This window comes from Rhodococcus sp. 27YEA15 (assembly GCF_049739425.1).
Classification (GTDB): Bacteria; Actinomycetota; Actinomycetes; order Mycobacteriales; family Mycobacteriaceae; genus Rhodococcus_F.
This window is the reverse complement of record NZ_JBMHHW010000001.1, coordinates 2,816,889-2,837,477: the sequence shown is the minus strand read 5'-3', so window position 1 is coordinate 2,837,477 and position 20,589 is coordinate 2,816,889. Positions and strand designations below refer to the sequence as shown.

Sequence of the window (20,589 nt, the reverse complement as noted above, 5' to 3'; positions counted from 1 at the left end):
CGAAGCTATGAGAAAACTCAGCGTGACCAACAGCGTGACTCTCGACGGTGTCATGCAGGCACCTGGTGGGCCGGACGAAGACCGTCGTGGCGGATTCGAGCACGGTGGATGGGCGGCGCCCTTCAACGATTCCGCCATGGCACAGAAAATGGGGGAGGGGATGGCGAAGAAATCGGAGTTGCTCTTCGGACGTCGAACCTACGAGAACTTCGCCTCCTACTGGCCGTTTCAGACCGACAATCCGTTCACCGAGGTGCTCGACAACACGCAGAAGTACGTAGCGTCAAGAACTTTGGGTGAACCGCTGCCGTGGAAGAACTCGACCTTGTTGAAAGGTGATGCCGCCGACGCGGTCGCCACGCTCAAGGAAAGCGAGGGCCCGGATCTGGTGATTCTGGGCAGCGGCGACTTGATCACGTCTTTGGCCGAACGGCGTCTCGTCGACACCTACACTCTGCTGATTCATCCGCTGGTTCTCGGAACCGGGCGCAGATTGTTCCCCGACGGAGCTGCGCTCGCTCAGTTCACCCTCACCGAAAGTGCCCCTACGACAACAGGCGTCATCATCGCGACGTATCAGTTGAGCTGAACAGCAGCTGAGCTGAACACATCGGGGAACTCGCCGAAATGCCGGCTCTGCCAGCGCTGAGTTCTGACTGCTTGCGTGCTGGTCGGCGTAACCCAGGGCGCATAGACCCGGATGGCGCGCTTACCACCTGAGAAGTTCGTCGACACGATGTCGTGTTCGACGAGGGTTTCGGTGGGAAAGACGAAGTGCCCCACATGCTCTTCGTCGTAGACCTTCACCACGAACTGCATCACGCCGTCTCCGGTGTCGAAGGGGCGGATGGGCCCGGCCTCGGAACGGCGCCACAGTGTGACGAACTGACCGAGCTTGGTCGGCGTCGTCTTGGCGGTTCGATAGACGGTGGGGAGGCCGTTGACGGTCAGCGTGTGAGCGCTGTATTCCGCACCCTCGGGCTCGGGAATCGGTGTGGACCAGGTAAATCCGTCGGCGTTCATCGGGGCCGATGATGCCACGGACCACCGACAACCTTCGTGACGAACGCTGTCGGTGGTAGTCCCGCTTCAGACCGTAGGCACCTTGTCGAGAAACCCGAGGACGAGCGTCACCCGGCCGTCGTCGTCGCGTTCGAGTACGTCGAACCCGTCGATCAGTGACCCGGCCCCCGCCGGGCCGAGAGCCCAGCCGAATCGAGCCTGTCGGTGATGCGCATCCACCGGTCCGATGAGGGTGAAGTGCATGCCCGGAAATTGTTGCTGCACAGCGTTGATCATCGCGTCGATCTGATCGTGTCCGGTGACGTCCGCGAGCGGATCGGTGTAGCGACCGTCGGGTGCGAACAGTTGCTCGATCCGTGCTTTACGGGCGGTGGTATCGGTTTCGTTCCACATGTCGATATAGGCGTCGGCGATTGCGTCGAAGTCGCTCATGGTCGCTCCCTTGATCAGTGTCCGGTGGTGAAGATCCGGCGGTCGCGCCGGCTGAGACCACTGTTCCTCCGAAACTGTTTCGGGTCGATTACCTCGGAGGTCATGGCCTCGGCTACCTCGGGTCGCCAACTTGAGAGAATGACCTTCGAGACGATGGACGTGGGCACCGAACTCAAAAGATGGCGGGAGCGGCGAAGGCTCACTCAGCTAAGTCTCTCGGCAGCGGCAGGAGTGTCGACAAGGCATCTGAGCTTCATCGAAACCGGCCGCTCCAAACCCAGCCGGGACGTGATTCTTCACCTGTCCGAATGTCTGGATGTTCCTCTACGACAACAGAACACGCTTCTGCTGGCAAGCGGTCATGCGCCGGAGTGCACGCAGAAATCGTTGGCGGAAGCGCCGATGTCAGCGGTGAGTGAGGCCATCGATCGCATCATCGAAGCTCATGATCCGTATCCGGCCGTGGTGGTCGATCAGCAGTGGGAGATGGTCGCCGGGAACCGCGCCGTGGGGATCCTGACCGAGGGCGTCGCTGCATTCCTCCTGGAACCACCGGTCAACGTATTGCGACTGAGCCTGCATCCCGAGGGCATGGCGCCGCGGATCGTGAACCTCGCGCAGTGGCGTGCCCACCTGCTCGCACGGCTGGCTCGGGAAGTGGAAGTCAGTGCCGACGAACAATTGTCGTCGCTGCTCGACGAGTTGCGCACGTATCCGAGTGGAGGGGAGTGGCACGACGACCGCGCGAATTCCCTGCTGGTTCCGTTGCGGGTACGCGCCGGCGACACCGAACTGGCGATGTTCAGCACCACCACCGTGTTCGGTACGCCGCGCGACGTCACGCTCGCAGAGATCGCGATCGAATCGTTCTACCCGTCGGACATGCAGACGGCCGACTACTTCCGATCGGCCGCACAGGTCACAGAGACTTCTTGCCGAACTTGAGCTTCCACGGCACCAGCGCCGACTCCAACTGAACCGAGAGACTCATCTTGGAGACACCTTCGGTGCGCTCCTCGAAGCGGATGGGAGTTTCGGCGATCTTCATGCCGCGCTGAACAACTCGGTAATTCATCTCGACCTGGAAGGCGTAGCCGTTGCTCTGCACCGACTCCACGTCGATGGCACGTAGGGTCTTCGCATGCCAGGCCTTGAAGCCGGCAGTGGCATCCTTGACGTGCAGGCGAAGAATCGCGTTGACGTAGAAGTTCGCCCACGCCGAGAGAGCCTTACGGTGCCACGGCCAGTCGCCGGCCACCGCGCCGCCGTCGACGTAGCGCGATCCGAGGACCACGGCGGCGTCGGTAGTGGTGAGTATCTCGATCATCGCCGGAATGGCCTCGGACGGGTGCGAGAGATCCGCATCCATCTGGATCACGATGTCGGCGTTCTCCGCGAGTGCCCGCGTCATCCCGGCCACATAGGCGCGACCGAGGCCGTCCTTGGCGGTGCGGTGCAGCACTCCGACCGGAATCGGGCCGTCGACACCCAACTTGTCGGCGACGTCACCGGTGCCGTCGGGGGAATTGTCGTCCACCACGAGTACGTGCAGGTTCGAGATCTTCAACGCGGCGAGGCGATCGACGAGCTTTGGCAGGTTCTCACGCTCGTTGTACGTGGGTACAACGACGGTTATCTGCGGGGCGACGCTTTCCATAACACCTTCGTATGATCTGTGATCCCGACTTGCCGGATGAAGCGTACGACGAGTGCGGTCGCGAACAAAGTACGGATTTTACCCCGAGAGGCGAGTTGTTCAGAATCGCCCGCCGCCACCTCCACCTCTGCTGGTGCGTCCACCGCCACCGCTGAACCCGCCGCCGGAGCGTCCGCTGCTACTCGGCCCGCCGTACGAACGGGGGCCACCGCCACCACGGAGAACGCTGTTGATCAGGATGCCACCCAGGATTGCCCCGGTGGCATCCCCGCCACCGCCTCGGGGCCGTTGGCTGTCTTCCCAGCGGCGCACGTCACTCTGTGCCGAACGTAGAGACTGGGTTGCCAGTGCCGTGGCGGCTTGGGCGTGTTGCAAAGCCGTGGAGGGTTCCGTCGGCTGAAGTTGCTGGGCAGCCTGCAGGTGCCGCTGTGCCTCCGCGAAGCGTGTTCGGGCCTCGGCTCCGACGGCTCCTCGCCGGGTACTGATGAAGTCGCCCGCGGCGGTGACCTGTGCCTGTGCAGCCAGGATGTCCTGCGCCAGGCGCTGCTGGGCACGCTCGAACTGCTGCTTTTCTTCCTGTGCCTGCGCGAGGACGGCATCGAGCTGGGCGTCGGCCGCAACCACCTCGTTGAACGCGGTCAACGGATCGGTGTCCTTGGACGCCTGTGCTTTCGCCAGTGCCGACTGAGCGGCGGCCTTCGCCTGGGCCAATTCCGGTCCGCCGCGGCCTGCCAACGCGTCAGCGGCAGTGATGCCGTGCTGAACGTCTTCCATGGCGGCGGGCAGTGTGGCGATGGCGTTGCGGATGTCGTCGGCGGCGTGATCGACGCCGTCGAGCAGCTTCCTGGCCTGATCGAGTGCGGCTTCGGCGGTTCGGATCGCGACGACGGCCGGACCCTGTCTTCCGGCGGGCAGTGCGACGGCGTCGCGGCCCTCCTCGATCGACTTCTCGGCCAGCGTCACTCGTTCACCGGCCATCGAGACGTTGTTGACCACCGAGGCCAGCGTCGGTGCCGGGAACTGCCCCTTCAACGTGGTCAAGATCTGCTCGGACTCGGGCAACCGCACGCTCAACGCCACCACGCTCTGAGTCAGTGCGTCCAGGCGGGCAGGTGCGTTGATCAACAGGTCGCGCAGTCCGTCGAATTCCTCGACTCGGGCTTCGAGTTCCTGATCGGCTCGGCCGCACGAGGAAATGATGTCGATCAACATCTGACGTTGCTGATCGGGCGTTTCGGGGATTGTGTCGTCGAGGCGTTGCCTGATCGCGAAGGCCTGAGCCAGCGTCGACTGGGCCTTGTCGAATGCCGTGGTGAATGCGGCGACCGCGCTGTCCCCGAACTCGCTGCGAGCCAGTTCGAGTTCTTCGCGGCTCGATGCGATCGCATTGTCGGTTTCGACCAGGATTGCTCGTGCGCGATCGTCGAGAGTGGGCAATGCGAGCGCGTTCAGACCGGCGATGTCGTCGGGAGCGATGTTCTTGGCCGCGTCGGCGTCGGCTTTGCTTCGATCGTTCTTTCGTTTGCGGGAATACAAGACGACCCCGCCGGTGCCGACGACCACGACCCCGCCTGCGACGAGCAGGGTTCCCGCTGACATGCCGCCGCTCTTGGACGCGGCGTCACCGAGGGCTCCGGCGGCGGCTATCGCGGCGCCGGTCCAGTCGTTCTCGTCCAGCGCAGGTTCTATCGCGGACGACTTGATCGAGTCGATGTCCGATTGTGTGATGGCGGTCAATTCGGCAGGCACGTCCAAGTAGTAAGCAGTCTCGGTGGTTGCCACCGCGAGCAGAACCGCGTTACCGCTGAGTGTGGACTTGACAGCGGTTTGCTCGGCCCAGGCTTGGCCACCCATCTGGTTGAAGTTGGGGACGAACGCCACCCACAGATTGATGTTGTGGTCTTCCTTGAGCTGGTCCAGTGCAGTCTGGATATCGCTTTCCTGGCCCGGATCGAGGACTCCCGACGTGTCGGTGATCTGGTTGGGAAGCACCATCGGTGCGTCGGCCGAGGCGATCGCCGGGCACAAGAGCAGCGCCAGCAACGCGAAGATCGCGGCAGTTGCCGCGAGAGTCCCGGAGCGCTTGACGGTAGGTGTCGTCGCCGGACCGTGACGTCTCGGACGAGTCTGCTCGATGTGTGCTGCGAAGGCCATGACGCAAATCTATCGGTTGCGGCGCGTCCGCACCGGAGGTGCCGGTGTTCGGCCGGCACAATTGTGGGAGTGAAACCCGCAACAGGTGACAGCTCCTACGACTCGAGGCCCTCCCGAACTGGCGGCGGCTTCGTTTCGGCGTTGGCCAGGTGGGTCCGACGACTGGTCGCAGGCGCCGTTCTCATCGCGGTCGTCCTCGTCGGCGGCACGGCGTTCCGGGTGTGGCAGGTGGCGCGTATCGACGACACCACGCCGGCCGACGCGATCGTGGTCCTCGGTGCTGCGCAGTACTCCGGGACGCCGTCGTCGGTGTTCGAGGCGAGGTTGGAACAGGCGTACAAGCTGTACAAGCGCGGAGTTGCACCACAGATCATCACGGTCGGCGGAAAGCAGGAAGGCGACCAGTACACGGAGGCGGCGTCCGGGAAGATGTATCTCAGCGATCGCGGCGTCCCGTCGAGCTCGATCACTGCGGTCGAGACAGGTTCGGACACGCTGCTCAGTATCGACGCGGTCAGTGCGCAGATGTCGACGCAGGGCATCAACTCGGCAGTTCTGGTCAGTGATCCCTGGCATTCGCTGCGCACCCGCACCATGGCCCGTGACACCGGACTCGCGGCGTGGACGGCGCCCACCCGCCAAGGTCCGGCCGTGTTCACCCGCGAATCGCAACTTCACGGCATCGCCCGGGAGACCGGTGCGCTGCTCTGGTACCAACTCACCCATTTTTCCGCAGACTTTCCCTACACGGCAGGGCAGTAGAGACCTTCGATGAGCACGGACACCACGATCGGCCATACGTACACCGAACACGATCTCGAGCGCATCGTCACCGAGGCGCCCAAACGAGCCGGCCTCCCGGATTCGCAGATTCCGGCAGCACAGCACCGTTCGGCTTTCTCGAGGGACCGTGCCCGTGTCCAGCATTCGGCAGCGCTTCGGCGGTTGGCCGACAAGACCCAGGTGGTGGGGCCTCGTGACGGTGACACCCCGCGAACCCGGCTGACGCACTCGATGGAAGTGGCGCAGATCGGTCGAGGGATAGCGGACGGGCTCGGATGTGATCCCGATCTTGTCGATCTCGCCGGATTGGCCCACGACATCGGTCATCCGCCGTACGGGCACAACGGGGAACGAGCCCTCGACGAGGTGGCGCAGTCCTGCGGCGGGTTCGAAGGAAACGCGCAGAACCTCCGTATCCTCACCAGCCTGGAACCGAAAATCCTGACCCCCGACGGGGCGAGTGCCGGACTCAACCTCACCCGAGCCGCATTGGACGCGGCGATCAAGTACCCGTGGACTCGGCCGTCACCCGGCGCGAAATTCGGGGCGTACGACGACGACGCCGATGTCCTGGCCTGGGTGCGCGAAGGTGCACCGGAACGCAGGAAATGCCTCGAAGCCCAGTCCATGGACTGGGCCGACGACGTCGCCTACTCGGTGCACGACGTCGAGGACGGGGTCATCGCGGGCCGCATCGACCTTCGCTCCCTGGCTGATCCAGCCGAGCAGCGTGCGCTGGCGGAACTCGGCGCCTCGGAGTTTCGAGGACTGGTGGTCGACGAACTGATCGAGGCTGCCCAACGGCTCTCGGAGCTGCCGGTGGTTCGGGAAGTCGGCAGTTACGACGGAACGCTCACCAGTTCGGTGGCGCTCAAGAATCTCACCAGCGAGTTGGTCGGCCGATTCGCGACAGCAGCCATCGCCGGGACTCGGCGGGTGTACGGCGAACGCCCACTGACCCGTTACGACGCCGATATCGTCGTCCCGGACACGGTCGCATCCGAAGTGGCGCTGCTCAAGACCGTCGCGCTGTACTACGTGATGTCCGACGCCGGCCACAAAGCCCGTCAGGCACGTCAGCGTGATCGAGTACATCGTGTTGCGCAATGGCTGCTGGCGACCGCGCCGGCAGGACTCGACCCGATTCTGCTTCCCGCGTGGGAGCGGGCCGACGACGACGCGGCACGAGTGCGGGTAGTGGTCGATCAGATCGCGTCGTACACCGAGAGCCGCCTCGAACGCGTCGACAAGGCAAGCCTGGGAGCGCAGGCCAGTTGGGGTTGACCTGGGTCCGGCGACCTTCGATCACCACCTAGACTGGTCGGGTGGCGGGCCGAATTTCTGACAGGGACATCGCGGCCATTCGCGAACGCACTCGTATTGAGGACATCGTCGGGGAGTACGTGTCCCTCAAGCGAGCAGGTGGCGACTCGATCAAGGGGCTGTGCCCGTTCCACGACGAGAAGTCGCCGTCCTTCCACGTTCGACCCAACCACGGGCTCTACCACTGCTTCGGCTGCGGTGAAGGTGGCGACGTCTACTCGTTTCTGCAGAAGATGGACCACATCAGTTTCGTCGAGGCCGTCGAGCAGCTCGCGGATCGACTGAACTACACGATCTCGTACGAGGGCGGCGGACCGTCGGTACAGCGTGACCGTGGTACCCGTGCCAGATTGATCGCCGCGAATGCGGCCGCGCAGGAGTTCTACGCGGCGCGTCTTAGGGAACCGGATGCGCAAGCTGCGCGCGACTATCTCACCGAACGCAACTTCGACGGTGCGGCCGCGCTGCAGTTCGGATGCGGCTATGCACCAGAAGGCTGGGACACCCTCACCAAGCACCTGATGTCGAAGGGTTTCGAATTCAAGGAACTCGAAGCTGCCGGTCTGTCGAAGGAAGGGCGGCGTGGTCCGATCGATCGGTTTCACCGCAGACTGTTGTGGCCCATCCGCAGCGTCTCCGGTGACGTCATCGGGTTCGGTGCCCGCAAGTTGTTCGACGACGACACCATGCCGGGCAAGTACGTCAACACCCCGGAAACCATCCTGTACAAGAAGTCTCAGGTTCTGTTCGGTCTCGATCTCGCCAAGCGTGATATCGCCAAGGGGCATCAGGCTGTCGTGGTCGAGGGCTATACGGACGTCATGGCGATGCATCTGGCCGGGGTGAAGACCGCCGTCGCCTCCTGCGGTACCGCGTTCGGTGAGGAGCACCTGGCGATGCTTCGCCGTCTCCTCATGGACGACAGTTACTTCCGCGGCGAGATCATCTACACCTTCGACGGTGATGCCGCCGGACAGGCCGCCGCGATGAAGGCCTTCGAGGGCGATCAGAAGATGGCAGGCCAAACCTTCGTTGCGGTTGCCCCGGACGGCATGGACCCGTGTGATCTCCGGTTGAAGTCGGGCGACACGGCTGTGCGCGATCTGGTGGCCAGGCGAACACCGATGTTCGAGTTCGTCGTGAAGTCGATCCTGACCGAACACGACCTCGACACCGCCGAAGGCCGCGTCGAGGCGTTGCGGCGAACTGTGCCGGTGGTCGCGCAGATCAAGGAATCGACTCTTCGGGACAGTTACGCGAATCTGCTGTGCGGTTGGGTCGGTTGGGACGATATCCCGTCGGTACGTCGACGAGTTCGTGACGAAGCCCGCAAGCGGGCATCGACGAGAGGATCGTCACCCGCGCCCAAGCGTCGACAGGCTTTCGAGCCCGACGACGCTCCGGCGCTGCCGGTCGGTGTCGTTCGGCCGCGGCCGAACGATCCGGCGTTGACTACCCAGCGCGCGGTCCTCAAGGCGGCGTTGCAACACCCCGGCGTGGCGGGGAGCATCTTCGACTCCCTACCGTCCGACTCGTTCACCCATCCTGCCTACGTGATGATCAGGCAGGCCATGGCGGACGCAGGCGGGACCAGCAAGGGACTGGGCGGTGCCGAGTGGATAGACGTCGTGTCGAAGGGCGTCGACGACGTCACGGTTGCGTCTGTCGTATCGGAACTGGCCGTCGAGCCGATGCCGTGTGACGAGGACACCGTTCCGCGCTACGTCAACGGGGTGCTGGCCAGGCTCCAGGAAGCCTGGGTGGGTGAGCAGGTGGCCGACCTCAAGTCCAAGTTGCAGCGCGTCTCACCCGCGGCTTCGCCGGACGAGTACACGTCGCTGTTCGGCGACCTGGTTGCCCTGGAGCAGTATCGCCGACAGTTGCGTGAGCAGGCTGTCGGCGACAACAGTGTCTAGGACCGACGCTTCTTGAGTTGATCCTGGGGGACCAGGATGGTGGTCTCCTCGTTGATCGGGCGCATCGGCTCGAGCTTCGGTTGCGTACTCAGCGAGTCGGCCAGCTTCTGCCGAGACACGTCGAGCACCTTTTTGGTGGCCGGACTGGCGGCCACGGCCTTGGCTGCGCGGCTGATCTGTTCGTACCGCGCGCGCCCCGCCTTTGTTCCCAGGACGTACCCAGCGGCAACACCGATCAACAAACGCATCATTCCTGCTTCCCTCCAGCACCGATCGTCGTGACTCCATCCTGCCTGATGACTCGCTGGGCAGGCGATTTGGTACTTGGGCGCGGCATTCGCTACAGTTTCCCAGGCAACGCCGACACCGGCAATGCATGCAAGGTAATCCCCTGTAGCTCAATTGGCAGAGCTTCCGACTGTTAATCGGACGGTTGCTGGTTCGAGTCCAGCCGGGGGAGCGCAGAGAAAGCCCCGCACCGAAACAATTCGGTGCGGGGCTTTCTCGTGTTCCGAGTCGGTGACCGCCGGGTGTCTCGTTTCGGGCTTTTACCCCCTATTTTGGTACTTCGGTCCGAGGTTCGCTAGAGTTTGTCAGGCAACGCCGTAATGGGCGAGGCATGCAAGGTAATCCCCTGTAGCTCAATTGGCAGAGCTTCCGACTGTTAATCGGACGGTTACTGGTTCGAGTCCAGTCGGGGGAGCGCAGAAGAGCCCCGTACCCGAGAAATCGGGTACGGGGCTTTCTACGTCCGTGAGATCGAACCCTGACGGTTCCGTCAGTCGGCCTGTGCACGGATCAGTGCTGCCTCGGCGGCTCCTTGCAATGCCAGTACGTGCGGATCGGCAAACGGAAGAGTCTGTGTGGCAACAACACCGGCCAGGCCGCGTTCGACGTCGAGCCACCAGTACGAGTTGGCGAGACCGGCCCAGAAGCTGCTGCCGACACTGCGCTCGTTGGGGCCGTCGGTGAGGTTGATCAGACCGAAGTAACCCCACGTCCCTTCGTGCCCGGCGAGCGGATCGACGTCCAGGGTCAGAGTCGGATCCGCGGAGGTGATCGGGTGCCAGCGGATGTCACCGAGTTGATTGCTCAGACCGGCCGCCACGGATTCTTCCGAGAGGATTCGGACGCCGTTCAGTTCGCCCTTTCCGAGTAACGCCCGCAGGACCTTCAGGTAGTCGGATGCGGTACTGAACAGGGCATGCCCACCCGGGTAGAAGTCGCCGTCGGTGGGAATCTCGAGATCCAATGGTGCCAGCTTTCCGTCTTCACCGCGGCCGTGGAATCGAAGTGCGCGATCGCGCTGGGCAGCACTCGGTGTCGCCGAGGTGTCCGTGAGCCCGAGCGGTTCGATGATGCCGGTCCGATACAGCTCAGCCAACGGTGTGCCAGCGGCTTCTTCGAGAACCCGACCGAGCAGGTCGATGTTGGCCCCGTATTCGAAGTCGGTGCCCGGATCGTGGACGAGGGGCGCGAACAGGGTGTCGTTGCTCAGCGCGAGAATCCCTGGAATATTCTCGGCGGCCGAGTAGTCCCGGTTCAAGGCATTGAAGAACGAATAGGAGCCGCCGGCGGTGTGGTTGAGTAGTTGACGAACAGTGACCTGGGTTGCCGGATCTCGTAGCGTGAACCCGTCACCGTTGCGCTCGACCACCTCGAGGTCCCCGATCGCGGGGACATACCTGCTTGCGAGATCGTCGAGTGAGAGCACGTCCTGCTCGACCAACTGCAATGCCGCGATGGCAGTGAAGAGTTTGGTGAACGAGGCGATCCAAAACGTCGAGTCGGGCAGTGCCGGAGCGTCATGGGCCAGTGACTTCTTTCCGGCGGCACCCGAATACAGCTCGCCGGACAGATCTGCGACCGCCAGCGTTGCGCCGGCGACAGCGCCGTCTGCGGTGGCGTCCTGCAGCGCGCGATCGAGATCGGCGGCAAGTTCGGAACGAGTTGTCGTGGCAGTCATCGGTTCTCCTGACGTCGTGCGGACGGCCACTCTGCCGCCCTGTCATCAGGATCGCAACAATATCCGCGCCGCTTAACCCTTTCGCTCACGGTGAGTTTCACCGGCTGAACAGGCTCGATCACATCGGGCAGCGCCGGGTAGAGCCGAACGTCAGCCGAGGCTTTCGGCCCACTTGCGCAATCCGGTCGGACCGGTGCCGATCGAGTATTCGGCGAAGAGCCGAGAGGATTCATCGCGTCGGATTCCGCCGAGTATCTCGCTAGGTTTAGCGAAGTACGACTGCGCGACGGGAGGGTTCCAGGTACCGAGTAATTCTGCCGCGCCGTCGTTCGGTGATTCGCGGGCGAACCAGACCCGCGTGACACCCAACGTGATGGCCGCGCCCATACACATCAAGCACGGTTCCAGGTTGACAGCCAATGTCAGCTCGCCGGACGCTCGGGTGAATCCGAGGGCCTTGTCGGCCTGGGTGAGGGCCAGAAGATCTGCATGGACTATTCTTCGGCGAAGTGCATGTTCTCGTGTGTATGCGCGTCCGAGAATCTGCTGATCATCGAATACCACGGCGCCGATGGGCATTTCGCCGTACCGCATGCCCTCGCGAGCAACGTCGAGGGCCGCACCGATCGCATCGTGCGGTGAGAGCATTCCCGAATGATAGTCGAAGGCACAGAGCGTCACCTCCGGTTCGGCCGGTGACGCTCTCGGCCGGTCGTGATCAGGCGATGGACACGATGGCCGGCGTCGAGTTCTCACCGGCCGAGTACGTCGACATCAGTGACGTCATCGAAGGCAAGCTCGATGCATTTCGTGCCCACGCCAGTCAGTTGACCTGGCTCAACGAGCACGACGGTGTGGGTGTGCGCGAGTAGATCAGTACGGCGGCACGATTCCGCGGACTCCGATCCGGCGTCCACGTGGCCGAAGGTGTCACCGTGTGCCGTACCTGGTTGCGGGCGCCCGCTGCACGACTGCTTCCTTGAAAAAATCTAGTGGACAACTTCATCCGCTGATTGCCGGAGTCGATCGACTCGCCGCCTCAGGCTGTGGGGCGATTGGCGTGTGATCGAGTTGTGGCACGTGCGTGAACGGATCGACCCTGGTGCGCAAATCGACATGAAGTATGCGCAGACGAACAAGTATCTCCGGCCACAACTGGGCAGGCTTATGACACAGAGCACAGGCGCTCGACTCGTTCGCAGCGCCGGTTCACAGCGTAGGCACGAGGAAAGGCCATCATGAGTTTGCAAGCAGCGGTTCTGTGGGAAGCCGGACAGCCCTGGCGGATCGAGGATCTTGTGCTCGACGCACCCAAGCACGGTGAGGTCAAGGTCGAACTGGCCGCCTCCGGGATGTGCCATTCCGACGAGCACGTTCGAGACGGCAGTGTTCCTGTCGGCCTCCTGCCGTTCATCGGTGGCCACGAGGGTGCCGGAATCGTCACCGAAATCGGGCCGGGCGTCACCAGCGTCGAGGTGGGTGATCACGTCGCACTGGGCTTCATTCCCGCCTGTGGACGCTGTCGCGCGTGCGCCACGGGCCAGTCCAGCATCTGCGATCTGGGCGCTCACCTGCTCGAGGGCTACCAGATCGGCGACGGCACCGCCCGCCACCACGTGCGCGGGCAGGACGCCGGAATTCAGTGCCTTCTCGGTACTTTCGCGCCGCAGACCGTCGTCAACGAAGCATCATGCGTGAAGATCACCAAGGACATTCCGCTGGACAAGGCTGCACTGGTCGGCTGCGGTGTCACCACCGGATGGGGTTCGGCCGTCTATGCGGCCGGAGTGTCCGCCGGTGAAACAGTCGTCATTCTCGGAATGGGCGGTGTCGGTTGCGGCGCGGTGCAGGGCGCAGCCCTCGCCGGTGCTCGCCACGTCGTCGTGGTCGATCCGTCACCGTTCAAGCGGGAGCAGGCGTCGATCTTCGGCGCGACCCACACCGCCGCCGGCATCGACGAGGCGCTGCCGATGCTGCAGGATCTGACGTGGGGTCACCTGGCCGACAAGGTCATCATCACCGTCGACGTCGCGGACGGCGCATTGATCGGGCCCGCCATGAGCCTGGTCGCCAAAGGTGGAACCTGCGTGCATGTTTCGGTCGGCGACGTCACCGCGACCGACGTGTCGATGAGCCTGTTCGATCTGACGGCACTCCGCAAGACCCTCAAGGGTGCCTGGTTCGGCAACGCCAACATTCGCTTCGACATTCCGCATCTGCTCCGCCTGTACATGGAGGGCGATCTCGAGCTCGACGAGATGATCACCCGCACGTACTCCCTCGACCAGGTCAACGACGGGTACGAGGCCATGCGGCGAGCGGAAAACGTTCGCGGCCTGATCCTGTACTGATCACCCTTTCGACGAGGAGAGTTCCATGACTGCACTGTCAGACACCGCGTCGCCGTCGCTGCCCAGCGGTACAGCCACCCAGCTCTGCATCGGCGGGCAGTGGCGCGACGCCTCCGACGGCGGCACGTTCACCGACATCAATCCGACCACCGCGCAGCCACTTGCCGAGATAGCCTCGGCCACAGCGGCCGACGTCGACGCGGCGGTGCGCGCTGCACGAGGACAGCTCGACGGAGAGTGGGGCGCGACTCCCGGCGTCGTGCGAGGCAAGCTCCTGGGTGTCGTGGCCGATCTGATCGAACGCGACGGCGACCTGCTGGCCGGCCTCGAAGCCCTCGACGTGGGCAAGCCCGTCGGGCAACCGGCGATGCTCGACATTCCCAATGCGGCAGCCACATTCCGGCACTTCGCGGGCTGGGCCGACAAGATTCAGGGAACGACCATCCCGACGGCCGGGTACTTCGGTCAGCCGACGCACTCGTACACGGTGCGCGAACCGGTCGGCGTCATCGGCGCGATCGTTGCGTGGAACACGCCCTTGATGATCGCGGCATGGAAGCTTGCGCCCGCGCTGGCCGCCGGAAACGCGCTGGTGGTCAAGCCGCCGGAGGATGCGCCGCTGTCCATCCTGCATCTCGTTCGTCTGATCGTGGAAGCCGGAATTCCGGCCGGCGTCGTCAACGTCGTTCCCGGACTTGGTGAAATCGCCGGCGACGCGCTGGTGGCACACCCCGACGTGGACAAGATCAGCTTCACCGGTAGTCCGCGGGTCGGGAAGATCATCGCCAAGCGTGCTGCGGATACCTTCAAGCGCACCACTTTGGAACTCGGCGGAAAGTCGCCGCAGATCATTCTCGCGGACGCCGATCTCGAGGCGGCGATCAACGGAACCGCCATGGGTCTGTTCTTCAACCAGGGTCAGGTGTGTGCGGCGGGAACTCGTGTGTTGGTGCACCGTTCGCGGTACAACGATGTTGTCGACGGTTTGGCGGGCGCCGCAGCGGCGCAGGTCCTTGGCGACCCGTTCGATCCCTCGACCACGATGGGAGCGCTCGTCAACGCGAAGCAGCGTGACTCGGTGCTCGGCTACATCCAGGCCGGACGCGACGGCGGAGCGCGCCTGGCGGCCGGCGGCGGTCGCCCGGATCTGCCGGGCTTCTTCGTCGAACCCACCATCTTCGCGGATGCGAACAACGACATGAAGATCGCGCAAGAGGAGATATTCGGTCCGGTGGGTACGGTCATCCCGTTCGATACGGTCGACGAGGCCATCGCCATTGCCAACGGCACCGTGTACGGGTTGGCGGCCAGTATCTGGACCCGCGCCGTCTCGCACGCGCACAGCCTGGCGGCGCGAGTACGGTCCGGAGCGGTGTGGGTCAACGGCTGGGCGGCGATCGACCCGGCACTGCCGTGGGGCGGTATGAAGACCAGCGGAACCGGCCGTGAGCTGGGCTGGGCCGGAATCGAAGCGAACACAGAGGAGAAGGTCGTCACGATCGTTCTCTGATGGATGAGCCGCCTGTTTCGATACGGAAACAGGCGGCTATTCGCTGTGCAACTCGCGGAACGCTCGCGGGGAGAGTCCGTACGCGTGTTTGAAGAGCCGCGAGAAGTGCGAGGAATCGAGCAATCCGTGGCGGGCGCAGATCGCGCCGATGCTTTCACCGGACATTCGTCGGTCCTGCAGGTCGCGGCGGCAACGATCGAGCCGGCGTGACCTGATCCAACCGGCAACGCTCGTGTGGTCGTCTTCGAACAGCTTCTGCAGGTACCTTGTCGAAATATGTTGCGCGGCAGCTATCGACGAAGTATTCAGATTCGGGTCGGCCAGGTGTGCGTCGATGTAGGACTTGGCCGACGCGACGATAACCGCTCCAGGTGACGACGCCCGGTGCGGTGCGTGTTCGTCGAGGGCAGCGCTGACGAGGTCGAGAACGGCGTCCTCGAGAATCGGAGTGCTGGGCAGAGTGTTCCCGGACAGTCCCACGCTGAGCTCGAGTAGGAACGGTGAGACCAACGATCCCATGCCCGTGGTGCCGACCACCCTGCGCGCCGATACGGCCGTCAGATCTGCGGGGGAGAGTTTCAATGCCGATCGGGAGAACATGAGTACGAACATGCTGAAGTCGCCCTCGAAGTGCAACGTATACGGCTCGCTGGTGTCGTAGACCGTGAAATCGCCCGGCGCCAGAACCGCTTCACGGTCGCGTTGGGAGACAATTCCGTGGCCACGCAGTTGAAGGCCGACCTTGATCATTCCGGGGTCGGCGCGGCGAATGGTCGCCGGGGTGCGACGAACATCGACTGCTCGTCCGGAAACCTCGCTCAGGTGAAGTGAGCCCAATGCTCCGGATTTCAGTCCACCGGAGAATCGTGAGTTGTCCGTGCCGTTGGGGATGGCGTCGAGCGGCACGAACGCCGCGGATACCGCCTCGCGCCAGCGGCCGAACTTCTCTGTGCCCGAGGAGCCTTGTGGGGAGTTGGCAGGGCAGGTGTCGGCGGTTGTCACGACTACCCTCTCGTCCGAATACGTGTGCGTGCGTAAGTTACCGAGATCCGATCGGGTTCTGTGATGCGCACGGTGACTCCATCCGGGGCGATCGTGGACGGGACTCCTGACTCGCGCTGCAGGCGCACGCTGTTGGTCTGTGCCGTCCGAACTACTTCCTTCGCCGATCTATTACCGAATGATCGGTAGGTATCAGTATGGGTCGACCGGCAGGAAAGCGCAAGGGTGCTCTCCTGCCGGTCGGTGACCAGCTATTTGGCAGTGCGGTCAGTCGGCTCGAAGAGCCGGATGATGTGTCGCGGGTTGATGTAGTAGACGCCGTTGGGGGAGTTGAAAACCAACGTGTCTTCACTGAAATCGGTCACGGTGCCGTTGAGCTTCGCGCCGTCCGACATGTTGATGCGAATGGTGGCCTTGGAGTTCTTGAATTCGGTCAGTGCAAGCTTCATATGACGATCCTCTTCGAGTAGTGTGCGCTTCTACGGTATCGGGTTGTCGGGCACCGACTCGACAATGCTGGATCGATCACCGAATCCGCAGGTCGGCGCGATGATCACCACCCGATTGTGTGGCGGACAGGTGGTGCCGGTAACATTCGGACACGCCGAGGTCATCTACATCTCGGATGGGGCGGTAGCTCAGTCGGTTAGAGCCGTGGACTCATAATCCATTGGTCGCGGGTTCGAGCCCCGCCCGCCCCACATAGAAACCACGGTTCAGAGGTGCTTTCGTAAAACTCCGGAAGTGCGATGGCCCTACCGTGCCCCACATATTGCCCCCATTCCGCATCAGGCCTCTGCGGCGCGGTTTTGCTGCGAACGACAAGGGTCGTCGCACTCGATGGTGCATCTGCCTCACCTGCGACCGGGTAGCGGGCCTGCACCGGCGAAGGCGGCCGCGTACTTTCACGGGTTCGCGCGGCTTCTGCGACAAAGTCTGACGAGCATCGCTTCGGGATCCAGGCGCGAGGCGCATTCGCCGAGTTAGACCTTCCGTCGTTCGGCTGGAGCGCCAGGTCTACATCGGTGGTCGTCGAGATGCTCGATGATCCACACCCGCAATGGACAGTGAACTGTCGACGGAGCTTTCGGCAGGAGCGGAAAATTTTGTCGCCTCACGTGGTGACTGGATCACCGGGACCGAATTCCGTTCCCTCGCCGGAGAACCGGACGGTCGGTGGATCTACGATTCGACCGTCAGCTGTCCCGGTCCTGGTGGCTGACGATGTTGACCACCGTCCCATCGGGAGCACGTACGAAGAATCGGCGCACTCCCCATGCTTCGGTGGTCAGCGGATGGACTATGTCCAAGCCCCGCCGTTGTGCTTCCGCGTACGCCTCCTCGATCTGTTCGCCGATGTGGACGGAGATGGCCGAGTCGACGGAAGCGGTCGCGTCGCGGGTGACCAGTTGGATGGCGGCGCGACCGTCGGGGGATTGAAGGTTTGCCACCCATCCGAGGTTGAAGGCCTCGACGCTCAGGCCGAGGAAGTCGCCGTAGAACGCGCGGGCTTCGGCTATGTCGGGTACCGCGAGATTTGCTGTTACTCCGGTCGGCTGCATTGCGGCTCCTTCGGCGAGGGTGGACTGCTTCATCTTCATCCGAATTCGGTGATTAGTCCAGACGAGATATGGCCAATTGTCCAGGACGCGCGATCGAGACGACGGCGCTGACAAACGTAGACTCGCGAAAAGAGGATGGTGGTCCCGAATCGTCAGGCGTGCAATGTCGACTCGGAGAGGATTCGCGATTGTGGTCGAAGCCGAATTGCTGGGGTCCGCACTGACCGTGATCACCGCACACGAGCGCGTCTGCACGATCGACTCGGGCCGTTGTGTCCATTGATCGATTCAAACATGTTGTGCGCGAACACTGTGTGCAGAGCATGTGCCCCGGGTGGAATTCTTCGCAGTCGATGATCCTGAATTTTCTTGTACTGTAGTTGATGTCGAAAGGGCGCTTCGGCTCATGTAATCAGTGTGACGTTGGCGAGCGCTTCGAAATGTCGGGTGCGGGCCGAAGGTTTCAAGAGTGCATGTGCTGGAACTATGGTTGCCGGCGCGTGGCGAAGCGGCGGTTGACGGTATTTGTGAAGTTGGCAGTAAGAATTCTCTATTCGAATTGGTGTATTAGTCGGAATTTGTTCCGGCAGTGCAATATTCGGACCTAGGTGGATCCAGATGCTCCATGTATTCTTCACTTCTCTACGTCGCCGGGGGCTGTGATGCGAATTTCGTCTGTCTTTGTTCTAGTTTTTGTCGCTGTTTCGGTACCGCTCATGGCGGCGGCACCGGCTCACGCGCGAAATGTCATCGTAGTGGACGGAACAGGTAACGGCGGAAGGGTGCTTCAGGCACCGGAGATTCAGCCAGGAGACACCGTCACACAGGTGCAGTATCCGGCATCGGTGGTGCGGCCGACCTACGACCAGTCGGTTGCAGCTGGAACGGTGGCTCTCCGCGCGGCGCTGGTGAATGCGCCCGACGACACTTTGGTCATCGGATATTCGCAAGGGGCGAGAATTGTCGGTGACGTACTCTCGGAGCCGCAAAATGCCCGATTGTCCGGGGTGTTGTATTCCGACCCGCGACAATTCGGTACCGGTGTGGAGACCAAGGTCGTGTTGCCGGAAGCTCTCGGCGCGACCATGACGGGTGAGCGCCAGAAGTTCACGGTTCCCGTCGAAACCAAATGTATCTCGGCGGACGGCGTCTGCGACTGGCGCACCGACGACCCGGTCGGTTCGATCATCGGCTACCTGGAAACGCACACCACGTATTTCGGTTGATCAGTTCGGAATTGATCTCGATGACGCGCTGACGAGTTTCGCCGCGGTGGGGAAACTCTGTTTCCGGACGCCGAGTGGACCGAATGCCGACAGCCTCCGTCGAGCACCTCGCTGCGAGCCTTGTCGACTCCTCGAGCGCGCGGCCCACTTTCCCCGATCGACTTCCGTCGTGCATCTCGAGTCCACCCGTCGGCCCCGAAGTTCGGTGTCACAGCCCTCGAACTTCTTCGACGGTTCGACGGGCACCGACGGCGTGAAGAGAGTCGAATGACTTGCGGAAACTTGTCACGAAGCGACGATCATCCACCAAGTCACCGAACACCTTCCGATAGCCGATGAAGGCCAGAGGGTCTTCGGACTGCTTCTGCGCCAGGGGAACCAGAGTGTCCGCCAACTGATCGACGACGATGATCGGATCGCCGTTCTCGTCCACGGCTTCGGCGTACCGCGCCCAGCTCGCGACGATCGCTGTGGACAGATCGATCGGTCCGCCGGAAGCGAGCTGTTCGCGGATGACGGGCAGCACCCACTTGGGGATACGGTCCGACGATTCGGCGCAGAGCCGGGTGATGGTGTCCCGCACCTGGGGATTCGAGAAGCGTTCGATCAGAGTTTTCTTGTACTGATCGAGGTCGACGCCGGGAACCGGATCGAGGGTCGGGGTTGCTTCGAGATTCATGTAGTCGAGGAGGAACCCGGACAGCAGTTCGTCCTGGCACGCTTCGTGTACGAGGCGGTACCCGGCCAGGTAGCCGAAGTAGGCCAGACCCTGATGGCCGGCGTTGAGCAGTCGCAGTTTCATCAGCTCATAGGGGCGAACATCGGGTACGACGTTGACGCCGACCTTCTCCAATGTCGGTCTACCCAGGGTGAACTCGTCCTCGAGGAACCATGCCGTGAATGGTTCGGCGGCCACCGGCCACTGATCGTCGACGCCGAACGTCGAGGAGATTTCGGCGATCACCTCTGGAGTGGTGACGGGGGTGATGCGGTCCACCATGGAATTGGGGAACGCGGCCTCGGAATCGATCCACTCGGCCAGTTCGGGATCCTTCAGCGCCGCGAAGGCACGGAAGGCTCGCCGTGCGACAGCGCCGTTTCCTTCGATGTTGTCGCAGCTCATGATGGTGAACGGGGTGATCCCGCGGGACCGGCGTAGCGCCAGAGCCGCGCAGACAAGTCCGAAGGTTGTGCGAGGGAGGGCATTCGGCGTCAGATCGTGCACGACGTCGGGATTGTCGACGTCGAAGGTTCCCGTGGTGTGCGAGATGTTGTAGCCACCTTCGGTGACTGTGAGGGAAACGATTCTCGTCGTCTCCGCTGCCAGTTTCTCGATCACCGTCTGCGGATCGTCGGGAGCGAACAGATATTCCACTATCGAGCCGATGACGCGCGCCTCGAGGCTTCCGTCGGCGTGCTTGAGGGCGAGCGTGTACAGGCCGTCCTGGGCGTCGAGGGCTTCCTTCATGCGCTGATCGGATGGCATGACGCCGACTCCGCAGATGCCCCAGTCGAAGCCGTCGCCTTCGCGAAGTAGCGCGTCGATGTACATCGCCTGATGCGCACGATGGAATCCGCCGACCCCGAAATGAACTATGCCAGTGGTGATCCTACTGCGGTCGTACGTCGGTACTTCGAGTGCGGAGTCGAACTCGGACAGGGTTTTCGTGGTGAGCTCCATGAC

General features: G+C 62.9%; 20 protein-coding genes and 3 tRNA genes. 12 read left to right on the top strand and 11 right to left on the bottom strand.

Annotation, left to right across the window (positions count from 1 at the left end):
• Nucleotides 1-7 precede the first annotated feature (7 nt).
• The gene (locus ABH922_RS13135) at nt 8-589 is read left to right on the top strand and encodes a dihydrofolate reductase family protein (RefSeq protein ID WP_424807329.1); all 582 of its coding nucleotides are present in this window, start codon (nt 8-10) and stop codon (nt 587-589) included.
• Here ABH922_RS13135 and ABH922_RS13130 read toward each other — a convergent pair.
• The gene (locus ABH922_RS13130) at nt 577-1,041 is read right to left on the bottom strand and encodes a MepB family protein (RefSeq protein ID WP_424807328.1); all 465 of its coding nucleotides are present in this window, start codon (nt 1,039-1,041) and stop codon (nt 577-579) included. The two genes, ABH922_RS13135 and ABH922_RS13130, sit on opposite strands and share 13 nt — an antisense overlap.
• A 48-nt stretch (nt 1,042-1,089) precedes the next feature.
• The gene (locus tag ABH922_RS13125; protein ID WP_166811486.1) at nt 1,090-1,455 is read right to left on the bottom strand and encodes a nuclear transport factor 2 family protein; all 366 of its coding nucleotides are present in this window, start codon (nt 1,453-1,455) and stop codon (nt 1,090-1,092) included.
• 138 nt (nt 1,456-1,593) lie between these two features.
• Between ABH922_RS13125 and ABH922_RS13120 the strand changes: the two genes are divergently transcribed.
• Complete coding sequence (locus ABH922_RS13120) at nt 1,594-2,400, top strand: helix-turn-helix domain-containing protein (protein ID WP_424807327.1); 807 nt, start codon at nt 1,594-1,596, stop codon at nt 2,398-2,400.
• Here ABH922_RS13120 and ABH922_RS13115 read toward each other — a convergent pair.
• Both ABH922_RS13115 and ABH922_RS13110 read right to left on the bottom strand, forming a co-directional pair.
• Nucleotides 2,375-3,112: a polyprenol monophosphomannose synthase gene (locus ABH922_RS13115; RefSeq protein ID WP_424807326.1), complete on the bottom strand. Its 738-nt coding sequence runs from the start codon at nt 3,110-3,112 to the stop codon at nt 2,375-2,377. The genes ABH922_RS13120 and ABH922_RS13115 overlap by 26 nt on opposite strands.
• 99 nt (nt 3,113-3,211) lie before the next feature.
• Nucleotides 3,212-5,266: a TPM domain-containing protein gene (locus tag ABH922_RS13110; protein WP_424807325.1), complete on the bottom strand. Its 2,055-nt coding sequence runs from the start codon at nt 5,264-5,266 to the stop codon at nt 3,212-3,214.
• A gap of 69 nt (nt 5,267-5,335) precedes the next feature.
• On the opposite strand from ABH922_RS13110, the gene ABH922_RS13105 reads away from it, so the two are divergent.
• The 3 genes from ABH922_RS13105 to dnaG are packed head-to-tail and all read left to right on the top strand — an operon-like array spanning nt 5,336 to nt 9,288.
• Nucleotides 5,336-6,028, top strand: coding sequence for a YdcF family protein (locus ABH922_RS13105; protein WP_424807324.1), 693 nt, complete (start codon nt 5,336-5,338; stop codon nt 6,026-6,028).
• A 9-nt stretch (nt 6,029-6,037) separates the two neighbouring features.
• Nucleotides 6,038-7,333: a deoxyguanosinetriphosphate triphosphohydrolase gene (locus tag ABH922_RS13100; RefSeq protein WP_424807323.1), complete on the top strand. Its 1,296-nt coding sequence runs from the start codon at nt 6,038-6,040 to the stop codon at nt 7,331-7,333.
• A 41-nt stretch (nt 7,334-7,374) separates the two neighbouring features.
• Entirely contained in the window at nt 7,375-9,288 is a 1,914-nt protein-coding gene (gene dnaG / locus ABH922_RS13095) for a DNA primase (RefSeq protein WP_424807322.1), read from the top strand.
• Here the strand turns inward: dnaG and ABH922_RS13090 are convergent.
• Nucleotides 9,285-9,539, bottom strand: coding sequence for a hypothetical protein (locus ABH922_RS13090; protein ID WP_424807321.1), 255 nt, complete (start codon nt 9,537-9,539; stop codon nt 9,285-9,287). The genes dnaG and ABH922_RS13090 overlap by 4 nt on opposite strands.
• A 136-nt stretch (nt 9,540-9,675) precedes the next feature.
• On the opposite strand from ABH922_RS13090, the gene ABH922_RS13085 reads away from it, so the two are divergent.
• Nucleotides 9,676-9,748, top strand: a tRNA-Asn gene (locus tag ABH922_RS13085).
• A 170-nt stretch (nt 9,749-9,918) separates the two neighbouring features.
• Nucleotides 9,919-9,991, top strand: a tRNA-Asn gene (locus ABH922_RS13080).
• Between the two features lie 75 nt (nt 9,992-10,066).
• On the opposite strand, the gene ABH922_RS13075 is transcribed toward ABH922_RS13080, so the two are convergent.
• Together ABH922_RS13075 and ABH922_RS13070 are read right to left on the bottom strand one after the other, a co-directional pair.
• Nucleotides 10,067-11,254 carry a serine hydrolase domain-containing protein gene (locus tag ABH922_RS13075; protein ID WP_424807320.1) on the bottom strand — a complete coding sequence of 396 codons (1,188 nt, stop codon included), beginning with the start codon at nt 11,252-11,254 and terminating at the stop codon, nt 10,067-10,069.
• A gap of 150 nt (nt 11,255-11,404) precedes the next feature.
• Complete coding sequence (locus ABH922_RS13070) at nt 11,405-11,902, bottom strand: nucleoside deaminase (protein ID WP_424807319.1); 498 nt, start codon at nt 11,900-11,902, stop codon at nt 11,405-11,407.
• Between the two features lie 47 nt (nt 11,903-11,949).
• Here ABH922_RS13070 and ABH922_RS13065 point away from each other — a divergent pair, with 47 nt between their 5' ends.
• From ABH922_RS13065 to styD, 3 genes are all read left to right on the top strand, one after another.
• A complete protein-coding gene (locus ABH922_RS13065; protein ID WP_424807318.1) occupies nt 11,950-12,126 on the top strand; it encodes a hypothetical protein in 177 nt (58 codons plus the stop codon).
• 366 nt (nt 12,127-12,492) lie between these two features.
• Nucleotides 12,493-13,605 (top strand): NDMA-dependent alcohol dehydrogenase, encoded by a 1,113-nt coding sequence (locus ABH922_RS13060; RefSeq protein ID WP_424807317.1) that lies wholly within the window; start codon nt 12,493-12,495, stop codon nt 13,603-13,605.
• Between the two features lie 25 nt (nt 13,606-13,630).
• Entirely contained in the window at nt 13,631-15,115 is a 1,485-nt protein-coding gene (gene styD / locus ABH922_RS13055) for a phenylacetaldehyde dehydrogenase StyD (RefSeq protein ID WP_424807316.1), read from the top strand.
• A gap of 36 nt (nt 15,116-15,151) precedes the next feature.
• On the opposite strand, the gene ABH922_RS13050 is transcribed toward styD, so the two are convergent.
• Together ABH922_RS13050 and ABH922_RS13045 are read right to left on the bottom strand one after the other, a co-directional pair.
• On the bottom strand, nt 15,152-16,117 hold the full coding sequence (locus tag ABH922_RS13050) for a helix-turn-helix domain-containing protein (protein ID WP_424807315.1): 966 nt from the start codon (nt 16,115-16,117) through the stop codon (nt 15,152-15,154).
• A 251-nt stretch (nt 16,118-16,368) separates the two neighbouring features.
• Nucleotides 16,369-16,566: a hypothetical protein gene (locus ABH922_RS13045; protein ID WP_424807314.1), complete on the bottom strand. Its 198-nt coding sequence runs from the start codon at nt 16,564-16,566 to the stop codon at nt 16,369-16,371.
• Nucleotides 16,567-16,744: 178 nt separating this feature from the next.
• Between ABH922_RS13045 and ABH922_RS13040 the strand changes: the two genes are divergently transcribed.
• Nucleotides 16,745-16,818, top strand: a tRNA-Ile gene (locus tag ABH922_RS13040).
• 495 nt (nt 16,819-17,313) lie between these two features.
• Here ABH922_RS13040 and ABH922_RS13035 read toward each other — a convergent pair.
• The gene (locus tag ABH922_RS13035; RefSeq protein WP_424809664.1) at nt 17,314-17,679 is read right to left on the bottom strand and encodes a VOC family protein; all 366 of its coding nucleotides are present in this window, start codon (nt 17,677-17,679) and stop codon (nt 17,314-17,316) included.
• Nucleotides 17,680-18,395: 716 nt separating this feature from the next.
• Between ABH922_RS13035 and ABH922_RS13030 the strand changes: the two genes are divergently transcribed.
• Entirely contained in the window at nt 18,396-18,905 is a 510-nt protein-coding gene (locus ABH922_RS13030; protein WP_424807313.1) for a cutinase family protein, read from the top strand.
• A gap of 208 nt (nt 18,906-19,113) precedes the next feature.
• On the opposite strand, the gene ABH922_RS13025 is transcribed toward ABH922_RS13030, so the two are convergent.
• Nucleotides 19,114-20,586, bottom strand: a complete 1,473-nt coding sequence (locus tag ABH922_RS13025; protein WP_424807312.1) for a mannitol dehydrogenase family protein — start codon at nt 20,584-20,586, stop codon at nt 19,114-19,116.
• Nucleotides 20,587-20,589: the final 3 nt, after the last annotated feature.